The organism is Pseudomonas sp. MAFF 730105 (genome assembly GCF_055380705.1).
Genome location: NZ_AP018438.1, coordinates 4,766,095 through 4,785,224 on the forward strand (window position 1 = coordinate 4,766,095; position 19,130 = coordinate 4,785,224).

At 59.9% G+C, this 19,130-nt stretch carries 20 protein-coding genes; 3 read left to right on the plus strand and 17 right to left on the minus strand.

Features of this window, described 5'->3' with window-relative positions; translation table 11 throughout:
- Window positions 1–95 precede the first annotated feature (95 nt).
- Window positions 96–1,067: a magnesium and cobalt transport protein CorA gene (locus tag PCOSP_RS20590; RefSeq protein WP_041020886.1), complete on the plus strand. Its 972-nt coding sequence runs from the start codon at window positions 96–98 to the stop codon at window positions 1,065–1,067.
- A 137-nt stretch (window positions 1,068–1,204) separates the two neighbouring features.
- On the opposite strand, the gene PCOSP_RS20595 is transcribed toward PCOSP_RS20590, so the two are convergent.
- The 3 genes from PCOSP_RS20595 to PCOSP_RS20605 form a co-directional block, all read right to left on the minus strand.
- Window positions 1,205–1,939 (minus strand): amidotransferase, encoded by a 735-nt coding sequence (locus tag PCOSP_RS20595; protein ID WP_464709434.1) that lies wholly within the window; start codon window positions 1,937–1,939, stop codon window positions 1,205–1,207.
- Between the two features lie 81 nt (window positions 1,940–2,020).
- On the minus strand, window positions 2,021–4,165 hold the full coding sequence (locus PCOSP_RS20600; protein WP_464709435.1) for a 3-hydroxyacyl-CoA dehydrogenase NAD-binding domain-containing protein: 2,145 nt from the start codon (window positions 4,163–4,165) through the stop codon (window positions 2,021–2,023).
- A 12-nt stretch (window positions 4,166–4,177) separates the two neighbouring features.
- Window positions 4,178–5,383, minus strand: a complete 1,206-nt coding sequence (locus PCOSP_RS20605; protein ID WP_139649436.1) for an acetyl-CoA C-acetyltransferase — start codon at window positions 5,381–5,383, stop codon at window positions 4,178–4,180.
- A gap of 609 nt (window positions 5,384–5,992) precedes the next feature.
- On the opposite strand from PCOSP_RS20605, the gene PCOSP_RS20610 reads away from it, so the two are divergent.
- A complete protein-coding gene (locus tag PCOSP_RS20610; RefSeq protein ID WP_175386343.1) occupies window positions 5,993–6,820 on the plus strand; it encodes a c-type cytochrome in 828 nt (275 codons plus the stop codon).
- Window positions 6,821–6,866: 46 nt separating this feature from the next.
- On the opposite strand, the gene PCOSP_RS20615 is transcribed toward PCOSP_RS20610, so the two are convergent.
- The 14 genes from PCOSP_RS20615 to PCOSP_RS20680 all read right to left on the minus strand — a co-directional run bounded on the left by PCOSP_RS20615 (window position 6,867) and on the right by PCOSP_RS20680 (window position 17,295).
- Window positions 6,867–7,667, minus strand: coding sequence for a transglutaminase family protein (locus tag PCOSP_RS20615; protein WP_139649434.1), 801 nt, complete (start codon window positions 7,665–7,667; stop codon window positions 6,867–6,869).
- Window positions 7,664–8,614, minus strand: coding sequence for an alpha-E domain-containing protein (locus PCOSP_RS20620; RefSeq protein ID WP_464709437.1), 951 nt, complete (start codon window positions 8,612–8,614; stop codon window positions 7,664–7,666). Before PCOSP_RS20620 ends, PCOSP_RS20615 begins: the two co-directional genes overlap by 4 nt.
- Before the next feature lie 211 nt (window positions 8,615–8,825).
- Window positions 8,826–9,167, minus strand: coding sequence for a ribonuclease E inhibitor RraB (locus tag PCOSP_RS20625; protein ID WP_041021831.1), 342 nt, complete (start codon window positions 9,165–9,167; stop codon window positions 8,826–8,828).
- 203 nt (window positions 9,168–9,370) lie between these two features.
- A complete protein-coding gene (locus PCOSP_RS20630; protein ID WP_139649431.1) occupies window positions 9,371–9,607 on the minus strand; it encodes a hypothetical protein in 237 nt (78 codons plus the stop codon).
- 147 nt (window positions 9,608–9,754) lie between these two features.
- Window positions 9,755–10,363, minus strand: a complete 609-nt coding sequence (locus PCOSP_RS20635; RefSeq protein WP_139649429.1) for an START domain-containing protein — start codon at window positions 10,361–10,363, stop codon at window positions 9,755–9,757.
- A gap of 79 nt (window positions 10,364–10,442) precedes the next feature.
- The gene (locus PCOSP_RS20640; protein ID WP_139649428.1) at window positions 10,443–10,697 is read right to left on the minus strand and encodes a YkgJ family cysteine cluster protein; all 255 of its coding nucleotides are present in this window, start codon (window positions 10,695–10,697) and stop codon (window positions 10,443–10,445) included.
- A gap of 144 nt (window positions 10,698–10,841) precedes the next feature.
- Window positions 10,842–11,315 carry a translation initiation factor 2 gene (locus PCOSP_RS20645; RefSeq protein ID WP_464711979.1) on the minus strand — a complete coding sequence of 158 codons (474 nt, stop codon included), beginning with the start codon at window positions 11,313–11,315 and terminating at the stop codon, window positions 10,842–10,844.
- A gap of 72 nt (window positions 11,316–11,387) precedes the next feature.
- A complete protein-coding gene (locus PCOSP_RS20650; RefSeq protein ID WP_139649424.1) occupies window positions 11,388–12,830 on the minus strand; it encodes an aminotransferase-like domain-containing protein in 1,443 nt (480 codons plus the stop codon).
- Between the two features lie 198 nt (window positions 12,831–13,028).
- Complete coding sequence (locus PCOSP_RS20655) at window positions 13,029–13,838, minus strand: OmpA family protein (protein WP_139649423.1); 810 nt, start codon at window positions 13,836–13,838, stop codon at window positions 13,029–13,031.
- Window positions 13,835–14,194 (minus strand): DUF4398 domain-containing protein, encoded by a 360-nt coding sequence (locus tag PCOSP_RS20660; RefSeq protein WP_041021838.1) that lies wholly within the window; start codon window positions 14,192–14,194, stop codon window positions 13,835–13,837. The genes PCOSP_RS20655 and PCOSP_RS20660 overlap by 4 nt, the downstream gene beginning before the upstream one ends.
- A 9-nt stretch (window positions 14,195–14,203) precedes the next feature.
- Window positions 14,204–15,028, minus strand: a complete 825-nt coding sequence (locus tag PCOSP_RS20665) for a substrate-binding periplasmic protein (RefSeq protein WP_139649420.1) — start codon at window positions 15,026–15,028, stop codon at window positions 14,204–14,206.
- 138 nt (window positions 15,029–15,166) lie between these two features.
- Complete coding sequence (locus tag PCOSP_RS20670) at window positions 15,167–16,096, minus strand: electron transfer flavoprotein subunit alpha/FixB family protein (protein WP_041021840.1); 930 nt, start codon at window positions 16,094–16,096, stop codon at window positions 15,167–15,169.
- Window positions 16,097–16,098: 2 nt separating this feature from the next.
- Window positions 16,099–16,848 carry an electron transfer flavoprotein subunit beta/FixA family protein gene (locus PCOSP_RS20675; RefSeq protein ID WP_024776877.1) on the minus strand — a complete coding sequence of 250 codons (750 nt, stop codon included), beginning with the start codon at window positions 16,846–16,848 and terminating at the stop codon, window positions 16,099–16,101.
- Window positions 16,849–17,103: 255 nt separating this feature from the next.
- Window positions 17,104–17,295, minus strand: a complete 192-nt coding sequence (locus PCOSP_RS20680; protein ID WP_464709439.1) for a hypothetical protein — start codon at window positions 17,293–17,295, stop codon at window positions 17,104–17,106.
- Between the two features lie 97 nt (window positions 17,296–17,392).
- Here PCOSP_RS20680 and PCOSP_RS20685 point away from each other — a divergent pair, with 97 nt between their 5' ends.
- Window positions 17,393–19,057 carry an electron transfer flavoprotein-ubiquinone oxidoreductase gene (locus PCOSP_RS20685; protein ID WP_464709440.1) on the plus strand — a complete coding sequence of 555 codons (1,665 nt, stop codon included), beginning with the start codon at window positions 17,393–17,395 and terminating at the stop codon, window positions 19,055–19,057.
- Window positions 19,058–19,130 lie beyond the last annotated feature (73 nt).

The following is a 19,130-nucleotide window of genomic DNA, read 5'->3' on the forward strand; positions in this document are numbered from 1 at the left end:
AACTCAGCGGATTTTGCTGACTCTGAAGCAACAGGGCGCGTTAAGCTGCACAGTGCCTGCTACTGCCATTTTCCAATAAGAAGTGAACCACCATCATGGGTAGAGTCGTTGCTGCTGCGGTTTACAGCGCCGGTAAGAAAGTCACCAACATCACGCTCGACGAAGGCAGCGCCTGGGCTGCAAAACCAGGGCATTTTGTGTGGATCGGCCTCGAAGAACCCAGTGTCCAGGAGCTGACCAATCTGCAGCGTCAATTCAACCTGCACGAACTGGCGATTGAAGACGCCATGGAGAAGCACAGCCGTCCCAAGCTTGAGACTTTCGGTGATGCGCTGTTCATCGTCACGTATTCGCCGATACGCAAGGACGGCAAGCTGCAGTTCATCGAAACCCATATCTTCGCCGGCAAGGGCTACATCATCACCGCCCGTAATGGGCATTCGGCCTCCTACGCCCATGTCCGACAACGCTGTGAGGCACGTCCACTCCTGCTAGAGCATGGGGAAGATTTCGTACTCTATGCCATCCTCGATTTCGTGATTGAAAACTATCAGCCGATGGGTGAAGCCATTCATAACGAGATCGATGAACTGGAGCACCATGTGCTGTGCAGTGCCTTGAACGAACGGGACATCCAAAACCTGCACAGCTTGCGTCGCGACGTGCTGCGCCTGCGCCGTTACGCAGCGCCGATGGTGGAAATCAGCGAGGAACTGCAAAAGCTGAACTTCCCTTTTATCGACAAGAACATGCGTCCGTATTTCCGCGATGTGCAGATTCATGTCACGCGGCAGATGGAAGATCTGACGACCCTGGCGGACATAGCCAGCCAGACCATCGAAGTCGGCGTGCTGCTCGAAGCGTCACGCCAGAGCGTGGTGCAGCGCAAGTTCGCAGCATGGGCGGCGATCCTGGCGTTTCCGACGGCGGTGGCCGGGATCTACGGGATGAACTTCCAGGACATGCCGGAGCTGAGTTGGCACTACGGCTATTTCACGGTATTGGGAGTGATTACCGTGGGATGCACCGCGTTATGGGCCAGCTTCAAGCGGTCGGGGTGGTTGTAGGCAGGCCTGCACCCCATTTGACCGTGTACCCATAACCCTGTGGGAGCGAGCCTGCTCGCGATAGCGGTTTATCAGCCGCCACTGTTGTCGGCTGACCCTCCGCTATCGCGAGCAGGCTCGCTCCCACATGGAAATTTTCAGCCCTGGGTCGTTTCGGCCTGTGGTTTATGAGCGACAAAACGCATCATCCACTCTGCCACCGTCGTTCCGTGATGGTCGTGTTCCAGGCTTGCCACACCCTGGTTGTAGACCTGCTCGCCAAGGTGTTGCTGACGGAGCTCCAGCAACGCCCGGGAGTAATCGTGGATGAATTCGGGGTGGCCCTGGAAGCACAGCACCTGATCATTGATATGGTAGGCGGCGTAAGGGCAGAAATCGCTGGAGGCGATGACCGTAGCGTTTTCGGGCAACTGAGTGACCTGGTCCTGATGACTGATCAGCAGGGTCAACTCCTCCATCACCGGACTCATCCAGGGGGCCTTGGCCGCGAGCTTGTAGCGGTGGGTGCCAACACCCCAGCCCTGGGTCGCGCGTTCGGTCTTGCCGCCCAGTAACAGCGCCAACAACTGGTGGCCGAAGCAAACGCCCAGCAGTTTGTCGCCACGCTGGTAACGGTCCAGCAGATACTTCTTGAGGGTTTGAATCCAGGGATCGGTACCAAAGGAATCGGCCTTGCTACCGGTCACCAGGTAAGCGTCGAACACCTCATCATCGCTCGGGTATTGCCCCTCCATGACGTTGTACACGACGAAATCGGCCGCGACCGGCTGTTGTGAAAACAGACGCTGGAACATCTGCCCGTAACCCTGATATTGATCGACCAGCTCCGGGCGCAGGATATCGGTTTCGAGAATGCAGATGCGTAGGGACATAAAAAATACCTGACACGGTGATGGGAATATTGCACACCCCAGAGCCTGCCTTGAAACACCCCTCAAGGCAAGCCCCCGCGATCAGAACAAGGCCTGCCTGGCGGCTTTTTCCAGCAACAGGGCCGGCGGCGAAAAACGTTCGCCATACTGCTCGGACAGGTACTGGGCCCGGGCGACGAAGTCCCGTGGGCCATACTGGTTGATGAACTGCAACGCACCGCCGGTCCAGCTCGCGAAGCCGATCCCGAAGATCGAGCCAACGTTGGCATCGGCCGTCGACATGAGCACGCCCTCCTCCACACAACGCACGGTTTCCAGGGCCTGGATAAACAGCAAGCGATCGCGGATGTCCTGGGGCGGAATCTGTCGGTCGGCATCTTCGAAACGACGTTTGAGCTCCGGCCACAAATGTTTTTGTCCGCCGGTTGGGTATTCATAGAAACCGGCCCCGGCAGCTTTGCCCGACCGCTGGTATTCCTTGAGCAACAAGTCAATCACGGCGAACGCCGGGTGCTCAATCGGCGTTTTCCCTTCTGCTTGAAGGTCCTTCGCGGTTTCGTCACGGATATGGCTGATCAAGCTGAGGGAAACTTCGTCAGACGCCGCCAGAGGCCCGACGGGCATCCCGGCCTTGCGGGCCTCGGTCTCGATCATCGGCGCACTCACCCCTTCACCGAGCATGGCGACGCCCTCATGGATAAAGGTGCCGAATACCCGCGACGTGAAGAAACCGCGACCGTCATTGACCACAATCGGTGTCTTGTTGATCTGCAGGACGAAATCGACACCACGAGCCAGGGTTACCTCGCTGGTGTGGGCACCTCTGACGATCTCCACCAAGGGCATTTTTTCCACCGGGCTGAAGAAATGCAGGCCGATGAACTTCGTCGGGTCCGTAATTGCAGCAGCCAGGCCAGTGATGGGCAACGTCGAGGTGTTGGAGGCAATCACCGCATCCGGTCCCACCACCGCCTGGGCGGCCGCCGACACCTTGGCTTTCAGGGCACGATCCTCGAACACCGCTTCGATGATCAGATCGCAACCGGACAGGTCCGCATCGTTATCGGTGGTATGAACCCGCGCCAGCGTGGTTTCACGTTGCTGCACGGTGATCTGCTGACGGGCGACTTGCTTGTCCAGCAGCGCGGCCAAACGGGCCTTGCCCTTTTCAGCTGCGGCCAGGTGGATATCCTTCAGGACCACCTCGATGTCGGCCAGGGCGCTGACGCAGGCAATGCCGGCCCCCATCATGCCAGCGCCAAGCACACCGACTTTTTTGGTCAGATACGGCGCAAACCCTTGTGGGCGCGAGCCTCCGGCCTTGATCTCGTTGAGCTGGAACCAGAAGGTACCGATCAGGTTCTTGGCGATCTGGCCGGTGGCCAGTTCAGTGAAATAGCGGGTTTCGATCAGGTGAGCCGCGTCAAAACCCACCTGTGCACCTTCCACCGCGGCACAAAGGATTTTCTCCGGTGCCGGCAAGCAACCCTGGGTCTTGGCGCGCAGAATCGAAGGGGCAATCGCCAGCGTCTGCATGACGTTCGGATCGGACGGCGTACCCCCGGGAATCCGATAGCCCTTTACGTCCCAAGGCTGCACCGCGTCCGGGTTGGCGAGAATCCAGGCCCGCGCCTTGGCCAGCAGTTCCTCACGATCGACCGCCAACTCATCGATCAACCCGGCCTGCATCGCTTGTAGAGGGTCAACCCGCTTGCCTTCGAGCAGATACGGCAAGGCCTTCTCCAAACCAAGCAGGCGCACCATCCGGACTAACCCACCGCCGCCCGGCAACAGGCCCAGGGTGACTTCCGGCAGCCCGATCTGCACCGACGGATGATCCAGCGCGATGCGATGATGACAGGCCAGGCAGATCTCCCAGCCACCGCCCAGCGCTGCGCCATTGATGGCAGCCACCACCGGCTTGCCCAGCGTCTCAAGGGCGCGCAACTGCGCCTTGAGCCCCAGGATCATCTCGTAGAAGGCCTTGGCCTCGGACTTGCCGACCGCAACCAGCTCGTTGAGATCGCCGCCGGCGAAAAAGGTCTTCTTGGCCGAGGTGATGATCACGCCGGCGATCGAGTCTCTTTCGGCAACCAGACGGGCAACGCAGACGGCCATCGCCTCACGGTACACCGCGTTCATGGTATTGGCGCTCTGGCCAGGCAGGTCCATGGTCAGGACGACGATCCGGTCGTGGCCGGTTTCGTAACGAATGGCAGCGGTCATTGAGAATGTCCTTCAGAGGCGTTCGATCACAGTGGCAATGCCCATTCCGCCACCCACACACAAGGTCGCCAGGCCATAGCGCAGACGACGCACCTCCAACTCATCGAGCAGGGTGCCGAGAATGGCGCACCCCGTTGCTCCCAAGGGGTGCCCCATGGCGATGGAGCCGCCGTTGACGTTGACCCTGGCGGGGTCGATGGCCATGTCCTTGATGAACTTGAGCACCACCGAGGCGAAGGCTTCGTTGACCTCGAACAGGTCGATGTCCTCCACCCGCAACCCGGCCTTGGCCAAGGCTTTGCGCGTGGCCGGTGCCGGACCGGTGAGCATGATGGTCGGATCGGTGCTGGTGACGGCCGTAGCGATGATCCGCGCCCGAGGCCGCAGGCCCAGGGCGCGCCCCTTGGCTTCGGAGCCGATCAGCATCAGCGCCGCACCGTCGACAATCCCGGAGCTGTTGCCGGGTGTGTGCACATGATCGATCCGTTCGACATGGCTGTAGACCCTCAGCGCCGTGGCGTCGAAGCCCATCTGGCCCATGGCTTCGAAACTCGGCTTGAGCCTGCCCAGGCCTTCAAGGGTGGAGTCGACCCGGATGAATTCGTCGTGGTCCAGCAGTACGATGCCGTTCTGATCCCGCACCGCCACCAGGGACCTCTCGAAAGAACCATCAGCCCGGGCCCGCCCGGCTTTTTTCTGGGAGTGCAGCGCATAGGTATCGACGTCTTCGCGGCTGAAACCTTCCAATGTGGCGATCAGGTCGGCACCGATGCCTTGAGGAACGAAGTGCCCCTGCAGGTTGGATTGCGGATCCAACGCCCAGGCGCCGCCGTCGCTGCCCATTGGCACCCGGGACATCGACTCGACCCCACCGGCCACCACCAGGTCCTCGAACCCCGAGCGCACTTTCATGGCGGCCAGGTTCACCGCTTCAAGGCCCGAGGCGCAGAACCGATTGAGCTGGAGACCCGCAACGCTGACATCCCAGCCGGCCACCAGGGCGGCGGTCTTGGCAATGTCGGCCCCTTGTTCGCCTACGGGCGTTACGCAACCGAGCACGACGTCATCGACCTGGCGGGTGTCCAGGTCCATGCGCTGCTGCAAGGCCTGGAGCAACCCTCCCACCAGATTCACCGGCTTGATACTGTACAAGGCGCCGTCCGCCCTGCCCTTGCCACGGGGCGTGCGCAAGGCATCGAAAATCAACGCTTGGGTCATGACATCCTCGAACCACGACGGATAACGCAATGCCTCCAACCATAAGCCCAGCGGTGCTGGATTCAATGACCCGAGTGCTCAACCGCATTGACGACCACGGTCAGACGAACGGTAGCGTGCTATCGGGTTAACCGATTCAGGAACGCAAGCTGTCTAGCTAAAGGACCCGCAAGAAGGTGGCAATAGGCCTCATTCCTTTTTTATAGCAACACGTTTGAACCTGATACGAATTGGATCTAAGCCAAAGCGACTGCGGCCCCTAATGTAATCCTTGTACAAGAATGTCGTCGGGTTTTGCCGAGGCGCTTGTCAGACAGGAAGTGCAACGCCAGCCATCATGGAGTTATGCAGGCTGGCCTCAGGAAATAACAAAAAAGGCGGGTCAGCCATGTTCAAACATTCGAAAGTTCGTCAAGCCGGACTCATTCTCTTCGCCACCACGCTGCTGTTGATTTTGCCGAATATTCCCAAAATGATCGGCTGAGTATTGCGTGCGGGCGCCTGCATCAACAGTGATGCGGTATCGCCATCCATTGTGTCGCCAAAAAATGTGACGGGTTCGTTGTTCGAGCGGCGTTGGCTGTGCCAACCTTGCGCCACTCTCTCGACATGGAAGGCGATCCATTGAAAGCTCTCATCCTGTTCGGGGCGTTGCTGCTCAGCACGCCCCTGTATGCCGCTCAACTGGTGCTGGAGTTGGGTGCGACTGCGCGTACCTGGCAAACCGAAGAACTGCTCAAGCATCCTGAAGCTCGAACGATCCAGATACCCGACGACGTTTCCTACAAAAAACCGATGAGCTATCGCGCCGTACCGCTGACGTCGCTGCTGACCGGTGTCCAGCCGGATGATCATCTGCAGGCCGTGGCCCTGGACGGTTTCGCCGCCGAAATGTCCGCCGCGCCATTACTCAACAAGAACGGCGCACGCGCCTGGCTGGCCATCGAAGACCCGGCCGCCCCTTGGCCCTCCCTGGGAGAGGGCAAGTCCAGTGCCGGACCTTTCTATCTGGTCTGGACCGATCCTCAAGCGGGCCATATCAGCCCGGAACAGTGGCCGTACGCGGTGGCGAGCATCAAGCGCATGTCAGCCGTGGCCGAGCGCTTCCCCGCCCTGCTGCCGGCGTCCACCCTGTCCAAGGACGATCCGGTCAACAAGGGCTTCGAGCTGTTCCAGAAAAATTGCCTGGCATGCCATCGGCTCAATGGCGCAGGCGACGCACAGTTTGGCCCGGACCTGAACATTCCCTTCAATCCCACGGAATATTTCTCGGGCGACTTCCTCAAGCGCTATATCCGGGATCCGCAGGGACTGCGCCACTGGCCCCAAGGCAAGATGCCGGCGTTTTCAGCGGCCGTGCTGCCAGACCCGGAACTGGATCTGTTGGTGGGGTATCTGAAGCATATGGCCGGGCGTAAACAGCCGTTGGGCCAATAAGACCTTCCCTTGGCGAGGGAGCAAGCTCCCTCGCCACCGTTCCACGTCATTGCTGCTGCACTGTGATCACCGGTGCCGGCGTCGCGGCCACCCTGGCCCGCATCTGCTCACCGCCACCACGACGCAGGCCACGTACCGGGCAAGCATCCAGGTAGTCCAGGCCAACGGCCAGTTTCAGGTGTCGCTCCGGACGAGACAACTGGTGGGTCACGTCGAAGCTGTACCAGGCGTCCTCGAGCCAGGCTTCGGCCCAGGCGTGGCTGGCCAGGTGTTCACTGTCCCCGCTGTACACGTAGCCCGACACATAGCGTGCCGGTATGCCCAGGCTGCGGGCGCAGGCCAGGAATACGTGGGCATGGTCCTGGCACACACCGGTACGGCCGGCGAATGCCTGGGCCGCGCTGGTTTCCACTTCAGTGGAACCGGGGGCGTAGGTCATGTGCTGGTTCACCCCGTGCATCAGGTCGATCAGCGCCGTGCGGTCGCGACGTTGCTTGCATTGCTCCCGAGCGAAGGCGCGGAGCGCCTCGTCTGCCTCGGTCAGCCGGGTGAAGCGCAGGAACGGCAAGGCTGACTGCTCCTCGTGTTCGGCCTCGCGTAGCGGGTCGATGTCCACCTGGCCCCGTGCGCCGATGATGATCGTTTCGTGGGGTTCCTCCAGGGTAAGGACGTGGAGGATGTTGCCGAACGGGTCCAATTGCGCATGCACCGGCCTCGGCAAATCGAGCTGCCAGCTCAACACATGCTGGCGTTCGGTGTCGTGGGGCGTCAGGCGCAGGTACTGGATACTGGCGCGAACCTGCTGCTCGTAGTGGTAGGCCGTTTCGTGGCTGATCGAGAGTCTCATATGACCTCCAGGTAGGAACTGTGGATGGCGTCGCCCAGTTCCCGAACCAGCGGGATGAATTCGGTGAGCCAGGCATGCAGGCCACCGTCGAGGATTTCGTTGATACCGGTGTAGCGCAGGCGTGCACCCATTTCCGCCGCCAGACGTTGTGCCAGTCGTCCGTTGGTGCCCGGCAGGCTGGCGAGGATCTGGTCGATCTCCTCGGTGCAGGCCCGCAGCGAGCGCGGCACGTCGGCACGCAACAGCAACAACTCGGCCACAGGGCGAGCCCCGGGAGCCTCACGGTAGAGTTGCGTATAGGCCTCGAAGGATGACAAGGCTCGCAACAACGCGCTCCATTGGTAATACGCGTGGGCCGTGCCGTCGCTGACGGTGGCAGCCTGATCGCCAGCCATTTCGTAGCGGGCGTCAAGTAAGCGTAGTGTGTTGTCGGCCCTTTCGATAAACGTTCCCAGACGAATGAACCTGAATGCATCGTTACGCATGATGGTGCCGAAGGTGGCCCCTCGAAACAGGTGGGATCGTTCCTTGATCCACTCACAGAAGCGGCTCAGGCCGTAATGCCCCAGGCCCTGCCCGGCGATGTCGCGAACCTCCAGCCAGGTGGCATTGGTGTTTTCCCACATGTCAGCGGTGATTCGCCCACGCACCGCATGGGCACAGGCCCGCGCGGCGCCCAGGCAACTGTAGATGCTGGCCGGGTTGGCGGCATCGAGGGCGAAGAAATGCAACAGTCGCTCGGCGTGCAGGTCGCCGTGCCGCTCCCGGTAATCGTCCAGGGTGCCGGTGATCATCAGGGGCATGGCCAGCTCGTGCAGGCCGTTGCCGCGACCATCCTGGGGCATCAGTGACAGCGAATAACTAACATCGAGCATTCGCGCGAGGTTTTCCGCCCGCTCCAGGTAACGCGACATCCAGTACAGGTCCGAGGCGGTCCTACTCAACATGGCCATTCGTCCTTCAGTCCTCGACCACCCAGGTTTCCTTTAACACCCAGCATAGTCATGGAACGTGGACATGGCCTCTGCTCGACACAGTCAGCTACAAAAGGTGAGTCATTGAGCGTAGTGGTATACCTGCCCGTGCTCGGCTACAGGTTGCACACACGAAAACGGCCAACCCGAAGGTCAGCCGTTGTGGTGTGGCAGGGCACGGATATCAAGCCTGGAGACGCCGGATCTCCTGCTTCACCCCCCAACCTTCGATGATGCCGCCCAAGGGCTCCACCACCGCTTCGAAGTCTTGCTCGAAATCTCCAATGTCATCGTAAGTGGCATACATCACCCGGCTCAGTTCCAATGACCAGGCACCGTCGTCCCGTGCGCTGATCTGTGCGTTCAATGACTCACCCCGAAAATGACCCGCCGCCCTGCGCGCCCGCTCCTCGTCCGGGAAAATGGCGTAGAACTCGATAGGATGGAATCGTGAGAAATCGAACCCGCCTTCTTTCATGCGGCGCAACACACTGGTGCTGATGTCTTCTTGATAGGCTGTGCTCATGAAACGTCCTCCTCAGATCGATGGATAGACTTTCCGTCTTCCCACGCGGGCAACCCGTGGATTGCAAGCGATACGGCATCAAATGACCGTCGGGACACAAGCATGTAGCTGACAAGACCGGACCTTGGCGATCCTTTCGCTGATCTCCATTGCAGAGTAGCCTCAAGTGATAGCCACTGCCAAGCGGGGCCAGGCCACGAACTTCATGAAATCGGTGTAATGCTGATGATTTCGATGCTGTGCTGGGATTTGAGATTCTTGACCGTTGGCTCGGCAGTTCGCCCTTCCAGGTCATTGAGGTCCAACTTGGCGGGCACCGGGAGCAATCTTTCACGAATCAACTGTGCCGCCTGCTCCATGGTGGGCTCCTGGTCATAGTCGAACTGCTCGGCGATCGCTTCGCCGTGGTCATCAACGAACGTGATTTCCCACTTGTGCATTAGTGTCTCCTCGATCAAATCATGGCCGGGCTTACCTCTATCTCGACCTTTGGGTGTGAATAATTGTTCCGCTGATTACCTGGACGGCACAAACGAAAAGACCGCCTGGCAGGCGGTCTCCGTGTGGGCATCCATCAAGCCTGACGATTATTTCTCGGCACGTTCCCTCAAGGCCTTCAAGGTGTTGAACGGTGCATCCACCACGAATTTGTTGGCTAGCCAGGACGGTACATCACCACCGGGTTCGGTGTGGACCTGATAGGTCACCTCGATCTGGTCCGCGCCCTTGGGCGTGAATTTCCAGAAGCCATCGACCTGGGCCACTCGCACAAACCCCTTCTCTTCCGGCAGGTAGGTCGGTACACCCTTGAGGTTGCGGGTCAGGCTGCCATCGGCGCCTTCGACGGTGGTGACTTGCAACACCGAATCCCGGGACGTGACCGGCCATGGCGTATTGAACTGGGTGTAGGTCCAGCTCTGGTTGCCTTCGTGCTTGAGCAGCTTCTGGGTTTTGCACTCATGAATCCAGGCACAGGCACCCGGGACATCTTCCTGCAGGGCCCGCAACTTCGTCATGCTGGTTTTCATGACCGTCACGCCGCGGTAGGCCTTGTACTTGGAGCCGGCCACTTCACTGAGAGAAACCTTGATACCGTCCTGCTCCTTGACGACCTGCCAATCTTCCGCCTGCGCAGTTGCGGTTGCCAAAAATGCACTCAAGCCACACAACACAGCCATACGATGCAGCGAACCCATAGTTTTTTTCCTTATTGTCGAAGTCCGGTCAGTTGAGTTTCGTCATTGGGCTTCACCATCAGCCCAGTCCATTGACCCATTACACCGCAGTGGCCTGCTCCCACCACCCGATCAGCCGGATGGCTTCCTCACGGCTGTTGCCGCAGACCTCAATGTCGGCCGCGAAACCCGAGCACACCGCCGGACGTTCCGGCTGGCCGAAGATCCGGCACAAGTTATCGACCGACAATTGCACACAACGTTCTCCCGCCGGCTTGCCATGGGGCATGCCGGGGATCGACGAACTGATGGAAGGGGCAATGCAACAGGCGCCACAGCCTTCACGGCATTTCATGACGACAACATCCTCACGGGTAATGGCCCAATAACGGAACACAGAGTAGCGGCTTAAACACTCGTTTTAAATTACCGTCTGCGTGTTTTTTCACCCAACGGAAGATGACCGGGCAGTCAGCGTCGAATTGTATTCACCGAAGATTTATCGCTTGAATTCGAAATCCAGGGCCGCACCTTCCACTTCCCGGCGCTCCGAATTACGCAGTGGCAGCTGCATTTCGTTATTCAGCAGGCGGCCATTGAGCTGGAACGGGTCCGGCTTCTGCTCGAACATCGACGGTAGCAACGACTCACGCTTGGGAAGCGGCACCTTCCCGGGTGGTTGCAGCTGCTGAACCATGTCATGGGGCAGGCTCAGATCCAGGTTGGCCGGTGGTAATGGAGTCTTGGCGACCTCATGGGCGGATTTGCTCTTCGAGGCAATAGGGGCCCGTTTCTTCTGCGAGGAAGCCGTTTTTTTAGCGACTGTCTTCTTCGCCGCCGGTGGTTTTTTCGACGCATTTTGGGTGGCGCTGGCGACCGGTTTTTCTTGCACCGAAGCCGCCACGACGCCTGCGGCATGGAAGGCAGTCAGCAGGCCGATCAAAACCCAGGAGGCAGGAGCAATGGCTTTCATAAAGACAACGGCACTTACGGCAGAGAAGTACATGCTCGCCTGATAATCCGACGCTGACAAGCCCGCTGATACCTACAGGAAACCGCTGGCGGTCTCCTGGCACAATTGCGTGGCCAACAGCCCCAATGTCATCAACGCCCGTTCCGCCTCGCGGTTCCAGGGGATGCCGCAGTTCAGGCGAATGCAGTGGTTGAACTGCTCGGTGTTACTGAAGATCAACCCCGGCGCGATACTGATCCCCTGTTGCAACGCCCGGACGTGCAGCTCCTGGGTATTGACCCGCCCCGGCAAGCTGACCCACAGGATGAAGCCACCGGTGGGACGGCTCATTTGCGTGCCTTCGGGGAAGTACTGTTGCACCGCCAGCTGGAAGGCACTGAGGTTCTTGCGGTACTCCTGGCGGATATAGCGCAGATGGCGGTCATAGCCGCCATTTTCCAGATAGGCCGCGATGCCCATCTGCGTGACGCTGCACGCCGAGTGTGTACTGAACGTCTGCAGTCGCTGGATCTCCTGCTGGAATTTACCGGCGATCATCCAGCCGATGCGTACGCCCGGCGACAACGTCTTGGAAAAGCTCGAACAGTAGATGACCCGGTCTAGCCGGTCATAGGCCTTGAGCGCCTTGGTCCGCCCCTGCTCGAACATCAACTCGCCGTAGATGTCATCCTCGACCACCTGAATGTCGAAGTCCGAAGCCAGGCGCAACAGTTGCTTCTGCCGCTCCTCAGGCATGGTACCGCCGAGGGGGTTGCTCAGCCGCGTGGTCAGCACCAGCGCCTTGATCGACCACTGGTTGGCCGCCAGTTGCAGGGCCTCCAGGCTCATGCCAGTCACCGGGTCGCTGGGGATCTCGATGACCTTGAGGCCCAACAGATCCGCCAGTTGCAGCAAACCATAGTAAGTGGGCGATTCGGCGGCAATCAGATCCCCCGGCCGGGTCAGTACCCGCAGGGACATTTGCAGCGCATCGACACAACCGTGGGTAATCACCACTTCGGAAGGATCCACCACGACACCGGCATCGCGCATGCGAATCGCCACCTGACGACGCAACGGTTCGAAGCCGGGGCTGAACATGTAGCTGAACGCCCGCGGGCTGTGGAAGCGCGTGACCTTGGCCAACTGCTGATGCAGTGCCCGTACAGGCAGGTAATCCACACTCGGCACCGCCGCTCCCAACGGAAATACCCCTTCGCGACGGGACTCGACCAATACCTGTTGGATGATACTGCTGCGAGTCACCAACCCCGGACGCTCTACCCGGGCGATATCCGGGGTTGGCGCCGTAAGCGCCGGCGTCTGGTGCACGTAGTAACCCGATTGCGGCCGCGCACGAATCAGCCCCTGGTCCTCAAGGTTGGCATAGGCCTGCAACACCGTCGCATGACTGACGTTGAGCTGCGAACTCATCTTGCGCACCGACGGCACGCGTTCACCGGGCTGATACACACCCCGGCGGATGTCTTCGGCCAGTTGCTGAGCAATACGTTGGTAGAGCAGGAGGTTGGTCATGACGCAGCACTCGATTTCACGGGCATGTTGTTCTTGTAGGAAACGATACCGGAACAGTTTAGAAGTGTACGGGGACAGTTGCCAGATTACTCGACCGTACAGTGCAGTGACAGCCCCAACTGTGTGCGAATGTGCGAACTACAAGCACAAAAAAACCCGGCGCCCCTGAGGGGCCGGGTTTTCCAGTGACGCGGCCCTTTAGCGGGCAGCGCCGAGCTGGCCCTTCTCGTCGGAGAACACAATTTCAACCCGACGGTTCTGCGCCCGGCCACGCTCGGTGGCGTTGACGTCCACCGGGAACTCGTCGCCGTAGCCTTCGACCTGGATGCGCTTGTCATCAATCCCCAGGTCTACCAGCACGTCCGCCACCGCCTGTGCGCGGTCTCGGGACAGCTTGAGGTTTTCCTGCTTGCCGCCGGTGCTGTCGGTATAGCCTTCGATGCGCACCACTCGCTTGGGGTTGAGCTGCAGGAACTGCACGATCTTGAGCACCACCCGGTTGGCCGAGTTTTTCAATTCAGCCTCGCCGGTGTCGAACAACACATCGCCGAGGGTCATCACCAGGCCCCGATCGGTCTGGGTGGTGGTCATCTCCATGATCTGCTCTTCCAGCCATTTGCCTTGCTGCTGGACACTGAGCAACTTGGATTCGCGCAAGGCCAACTGCAGACGCTGGCGCTCCAGTTCGAGCTTTGCCGCGCGCTCTTCGTTGAGCACCTGGTTACTGTGTTCCCGGGCGATTTCACTGTAGCGCTGGCTGAGGTAGGCGTAATGCAGTACATCCTCACCGCTGCCCCAGTAACTGGACAGCCGATCGGCCCGAGCCAGCGACTCACCGGCGCGAATCACGTCCCTGGGCGCTGCGCGCAAGACGTTGGCGTCTTCCTTCACCTTCTGGAAATCGGTACTGGCTTTTTCCAGTGCCACTTCACTGCGTTGACCCGCGCAGCCGTACAAGCTGGCCAGGCCCGCCAGGATCAAACCGCCAAACACATGGGAGTGCTTCATTGGGCATCCTCCCTCAGTTGCTTGCGCAAGCGCTTGATGCGGGTGTCGAGCACGTTCAGTTGCTCCTGGCTCTTGAGGGTCAGCACCTTCGCTTCGGCCAGACGTGCGTCCAGCTCGGCCTGCTCGGCACGCATGCGCGCTTTCTTGTACGACGCGTCGGCCATGTTGGATTTGGCGCGGGCGAACTTGTCTTCGGCGAGTTTCAGTTCCGGCACTTCATCGGCAGTGGCACCCACCGCCCGGGCTTGCTCCAGTGCCTGTTCAGTCAGGCGGATCTGTTCATTCGGCGCCGGATCGGCTGCGCAGCCCGCCAGAGCCAGAACGGCCAGGGCAGCGAAAAGAGGTCGAATAGTCACTAATGTTCCCTACTGTTTTGGGGCACCGACAGGTGGCTGCAACTGTGTGTTCCAACGTTCGAGATTGCGTTGCAACACAGCCTCCGTCAGGCCGGACGCGGCCAATTCTGTCATCTTTTGCGCCAGCTGTCCGCGCAACCATGGCTCGTTGCAGGCAGAGTCATGGGAAACCGCGAGGAACAGCCCCGGTTTATCCACCGGTTGTGGAGCCGCTTGCAGGTCGTTCGCCATGCCCAGTGTCTGCGCCATCGCCAGGCCCGAGTAGCGCCCGGCGAGGACATATTCCACCTCTCCCAGCAGCAATTTCTGAAAGGCCTGGGTCAGGTTGGAGGTGCGGACCAGGGACAATCTCTGCTCGGCGAAGAGGCTGAATTCCTGAGTCATGCGAGCCTTTTCCGACAAGGCGCCGGGATGACCGTGTAGATCCTCGGGCCCGTTGACGACCAGCTTGGAATCCTTGCGGGTCCAGACCAAGTAATCGTTGTCCAGTACGGGAGGATGGACATAGTCCAGGAAATCAAGCCCGGTCGGCGTCAACGGGGCGTCGGCAAGTAGATCCATGCGCCCGCTGCGCACCTCGTCCAGTGCCTGGGCGCGCTTGCCGGCATAGAGCAATTCGACCTTGATGCCCAATTCTCCCGCCACCTGGGTCAGCAAGTCGGCACTGGCACCGATCAAGTGCTTGGGATCCTGAGGGTCTTGCCAGAGATAAGGCGGCGCATCCGGGCTGCCAGTGGCGATCATCCGCTCGCACTTGCCGGCGGCGACAGACAGACCCGGCACGCCCGCCAGCGCCCACAGCAACGACCAGCCGGCCAAACGGCGAAGATCCATGGCGTTACGCTCCCCTTGAAAATGCAGACAATAAAAAGCCCGGCCAGGACCGTATTGCGCTCATTCAAGGACTCAGAAGAACCTTAAATGAGCTGCACTACGGTCAAAGCCGGGCTCTTTATAAGTGAAGAGGCCGGATTAGACCAGCTTCTCCAACTCAGGGACTGCTTCGAACAGATCCGCCACCAGGCCGTAATCGGCCACCTGGAAGATCGGTGCTTCTTCGTCCTTGTTGATCGCAACGATCACCTTGGAGTCCTTCATACCGGCCAGATGCTGGATCGCGCCGGAGATACCGACGGCGATGTACAGCTGTGGCGCAACGATCTTGCCGGTCTGGCCGACCTGCATGTCGTTGGGTACGAAACCTGCGTCGACCGCTGCGCGGGAAGCGCCGACGGCAGCGCCCAGCTTGTCGGCCAGGGCGTACAGGTGCTTGAAGTTGTCACCGTTCTGCATGCCGCGGCCGCCGGAAACGACGATCTTGGCAGCGGTCAGTTCAGGACGATCGGACTTGGCCAGTTCTTCGTTGACGAAGCTGGAAATACCGGCGTCGTGGGCAGCGCCTACGGCTTCGACGGCGGCCGAGCCACCTTCGGCTGCAACCGGGTCGAAGCCGGTGGCACGCACGGTGATGACCTTGACCGAAGCGCTCGATTGCACGGTGGCAATGGCGTTACCGGCATAGATCGGACGCTGGAAAGTGTCGGCGCTTTCCACCGAGATGATCTCGGAGATCTGGTCGACGTCCAGGGCAGCGGCAACCCGCGGCAGGATGTTTTTGCCGTTCGAAGTAGCGGCAGCCAGGATGTGGCTATAGCCCTTGCCCAACTCGGCTACCAGTGGTGCAACGTTTTCCGGCAACTGGTGCGCATAGGCGGCGTTGTCGGCCGACAGCACTTTTGCCACACCAGCGATTTTCGCGGCGGCTTCGGCCACGGCGCCAGCGCCCTGACCGGCTACCAGAACGTGGATATCGCCACCGATTTTGGCAGCGGCAGCAACGGTGTTCAGCGTGGCCGGAGCCAGCGCCTTGTTGTCGTGTTCGGCGATAACCAAGATAGTCATAGTTAGATTACCTTCGCTTCGTTTTTCAGTTTCTCGACCAGTTCAGCCACCGACTTGACCTTGATGCCCGCGCTGCGTGCAGCCGGCGCTTCGACTTTCAGGGTCTTGTTGGTGGAGGCGGTGGAAACGCCCAAAGCGTCAGGAGTCAGCACTTCAAGCGGCTTCTTCTTGGCTTTCATGATGTTTGGCAGGGACGCGTAGCGCGGCTCGTTCAAACGCAGGTCGGTGGTGACGATGGCCGGCAGTTTCAGGGAAACGGTCTGCGCGCCGCCGTCGATTTCGCGGGTCACGGCAACGCTGTCGCCGGACACTTCGACCTTGGAGGCGAAGGTGCCCTGACCGTAGCCGCTCAATGCGGCGAGCATCTGGCCGGTCTGGTTGTTATCGCTGTCGATGGCTTGTTTGCCGAGGATCACCAGCTGTGGCTGTTCCTTGTCGACAACGGCCTTGAGCAGCTTGGCCACGGCCAGGGAAGTCAGCTCCTCGGCAGATTCGACGAGAATGGCGCGATCGGCACCCAGCGCCAGCGCAGTGCGCAGTTGCTCCTGGGCGGTGGTCGGACCGATGGAGACGACGACGATCTCGGTCGCTACGCCTTTTTCTTTCAGGCGTACGGCTTCTTCCACGGCGATTTCGCAGAAAGGGTTCATCGACATCTTGACGTTGGCGAGGTCGACGCCGGAGTTGTCCGCCTTGACGCGAACCTTGACGTTATAGTCGACCACTCGTTTGACAGCTACAAGAACCTTCATGGATTCCTCGTTACTCTCCGGTGAAAAGAAAGTCGCCTAGGCGAACCTGGCGGTTGATGCTCATGGGCGCAAGGGCACCTCTAAAAACGCCGGCATGAACCACACATGACCTTGCTCACGGGAGTGAAGACCGTCCGTCAGTGATGACCGATGAGTCATTCATTATCGCGGCGTGTAAACTGCGCGTTCGAACACGCAATACGTCACTTTGTGCTGCCTTCGCCCTGTCTTTAGAGGTGCTCTTGAAACCAACAGTCAGCCTACGGCGAGCGCAAAACCGCCCGTATCTTGACCGGAACGCTTATTCCGGTCAATACGGCAAAATGGCCAGTCATAAGCCGCACGTCGGTGATTTATCTGGCCTGCGGCTATTTCAAACAAACGTTTGTATTGAACCTTGAGAGTGGTGTAGATATAATGCGCCGCCAAGAGAGAACCGCGGGTCATCCATTGTCACTTTCGTCGTTTTCCCGAAGGAAACAATGGATGCAACGCCCAACCTCCAATTAGAAAAACCGTGAGCCTTGAGAGTAGGAGATAGCCTGTGGAACGCGAATACATGGAATTCGACGTGGTCATCGTCGGTGCCGGCCCCGCTGGCCTGTCTGCCGCCTGCCGCCTGAAGCAGAAGGCCGCCGAAGCCGGTAAGGAAATCAGCGTCTGCGTGGTGGAAAAAGGCTCCGAAGTGGGTGCGCACATCCTTTCCGGCGCGGTGTTCGAGCCCCGCGCCCTGAATGAACTGTTCCCGGACTGGAAAGAACTCGGCGCACCGCTGAACACGCCAGTCAAGCGCGATGACATTTATGTCCTGAGAAACGCCGACACTGCGAGCAAAATCCCTGACTTCTTCGTGCCCAAGACCATGCACAACGAAGGCAACTATATTATTTCCCTCGGCAATCTTTGCCGTTGGCTGGCCCAGCAGGCCGAGAACCTGGGCGTGGAAATCTATCCGGGCTTCGCCGCCCAGGAAGCCCTGTTCGACGAAAACGGCGTGGTTCGCGGGATCATCACTGGCGATCTGGGTGTTGACCGTGAAGGCCACCCGAAGGAAGGTCTCTACACGCCTGGCATGGAACTGCGCGGCAAGTACACGCTGTTCGCCGAAGGCTGCCGTGGCCATATCGGCAAGCAACTGATCAAGCGCTTCAACCTGGACAGCGACGCCGATGCCCAGCACTACGGCATCGGCTTGAAGGAAATCTGGGAAATCGACCCGGCCAAGCATCAACCCGGCCTGGTGGTGCACACCGCCGGCTGGCCGCTGGACATCATGGGCACCGAGAACACCGGCGGCTCCTTCCTTTATCACTTGGAAAACAACCAGGTGGTCGTGGGCCTGATCGTCGACCTGTCCTACAGCAACACCTACCTGTCGCCGTTCGACGAATTCCAGCGCCTCAAGCATCACCCGGTGCTCAAGCAGTACCTGGAAGGCGGCAAGCGCGTCAGCTACGGCGCCCGTGCCATCTGCAAGGGCGGCCTGAACTCGCTGCCGAAAATGGTCTTCAAGGGCGGCGCGCTGATCGGTTGCGACCTCGGCACGCTGAACTTCGCCAAGATCAAGGGCAGCCACACCGCCATGAAGTCCGGCATGCTCGCCGCCGATGCCGTGGCCGATCGCCTGTTCGCCGAATCCGAAGGCGGTGATGAACTGACCGCTTACGTTGACAGCTTCAAGAACAGCTGGCTGTACGAAGAGCTGTTCGCCAGCCGCAACTTCGGCGCAGCGATCCACAAGTACGGCGCAATCGTCGGTGGCGGCTTCAACTGGCTCGACCAGAACATCTTCGGCGGCAAGCTGCCGTTCACCCTGCACGACAACAAGCCCGACTACGCCTGCCTGAAGCTGGCTGCCGATTGCAAGAAGATCGACTACCCGAAACCGGACGGCAAGATCAGTTTCGACAAACTCAGCTCGGTGTTCATCTCCGGTACCAACCATGAAGAAGAGCAACCCTGCCACCTGAAGCTGACCGACCCGAGCATCCCGATCGGCAAGAACCTGCCACTGTACGACGAACCGGCCCAACGCTACTGCCCGGCCGGTGTGTATGAGGTGGTGACCAAGGAAGACGGCGAGAAGCGCTTCCAGATCAACGCCCAGAACTGCGTGCACTGCAAGACCTGCGACATCAAGGACCCAGCCCAGAACATCACCTGGGTATCGCCGGAAGGCGCCGGTGGGCCGACTTACCCGAACATGTAAGCCGATTCGCTGAACATCAAGGCTCCCGCAATGGGGGCCTTTTTGTTGCCTGCGACTCTAACAACCACCCAAA

Coding starts and splice junctions, on each gene's coding strand:
- PCOSP_RS20590 (WP_041020886.1), top strand. CDS start 96: ATGGGTAGAGTCGTTGCTGCTGCGGTTTACAGCGCCGGTAAGAAAGTC.
- PCOSP_RS20595 (WP_464709434.1), bottom strand. CDS start 1,939: ATGTCCCTACGCATCTGCATTCTCGAAACCGATATCCTGCGCCCGGAG.
- PCOSP_RS20600 (WP_464709435.1), bottom strand. CDS start 4,165: ATGACCGCTGCCATTCGTTACGAAACCGGCCACGACCGGATCGTCGTC.
- PCOSP_RS20605 (WP_139649436.1), bottom strand. CDS start 5,383: ATGACCCAAGCGTTGATTTTCGATGCCTTGCGCACGCCCCGTGGCAAG.
- PCOSP_RS20610 (WP_175386343.1), top strand. CDS start 5,993: ATGGAAGGCGATCCATTGAAAGCTCTCATCCTGTTCGGGGCGTTGCTG.
- PCOSP_RS20615 (WP_139649434.1), bottom strand. CDS start 7,667: ATGAGACTCTCGATCAGCCACGAAACGGCCTACCACTACGAGCAGCAG.
- PCOSP_RS20620 (WP_464709437.1), bottom strand. CDS start 8,614: ATGTTGAGTAGGACCGCCTCGGACCTGTACTGGATGTCGCGTTACCTG.
- PCOSP_RS20625 (WP_041021831.1), bottom strand. CDS start 9,167: ATGAGCACAGCCTATCAAGAAGACATCAGCACCAGTGTGTTGCGCCGC.
- PCOSP_RS20630 (WP_139649431.1), bottom strand. CDS start 9,607: ATGCACAAGTGGGAAATCACGTTCGTTGATGACCACGGCGAAGCGATC.
- PCOSP_RS20635 (WP_139649429.1), bottom strand. CDS start 10,363: ATGGGTTCGCTGCATCGTATGGCTGTGTTGTGTGGCTTGAGTGCATTT.
- PCOSP_RS20640 (WP_139649428.1), bottom strand. CDS start 10,697: ATGAAATGCCGTGAAGGCTGTGGCGCCTGTTGCATTGCCCCTTCCATC.
- PCOSP_RS20645 (WP_464711979.1), bottom strand. CDS start 11,315: ATGAAAGCCATTGCTCCTGCCTCCTGGGTTTTGATCGGCCTGCTGACT.
- PCOSP_RS20650 (WP_139649424.1), bottom strand. CDS start 12,830: ATGACCAACCTCCTGCTCTACCAACGTATTGCTCAGCAACTGGCCGAA.
- PCOSP_RS20655 (WP_139649423.1), bottom strand. CDS start 13,838: ATGAAGCACTCCCATGTGTTTGGCGGTTTGATCCTGGCGGGCCTGGCC.
- PCOSP_RS20665 (WP_139649420.1), bottom strand. CDS start 15,028: ATGGATCTTCGCCGTTTGGCCGGCTGGTCGTTGCTGTGGGCGCTGGCG.
- PCOSP_RS20670 (WP_041021840.1), bottom strand. CDS start 16,096: ATGACTATCTTGGTTATCGCCGAACACGACAACAAGGCGCTGGCTCCG.
- PCOSP_RS20675 (WP_024776877.1), bottom strand. CDS start 16,848: ATGAAGGTTCTTGTAGCTGTCAAACGAGTGGTCGACTATAACGTCAAG.
- PCOSP_RS20680 (WP_464709439.1), bottom strand. CDS start 17,295: ATGACCCGCGGTTCTCTCTTGGCGGCGCATTATATCTACACCACTCTC.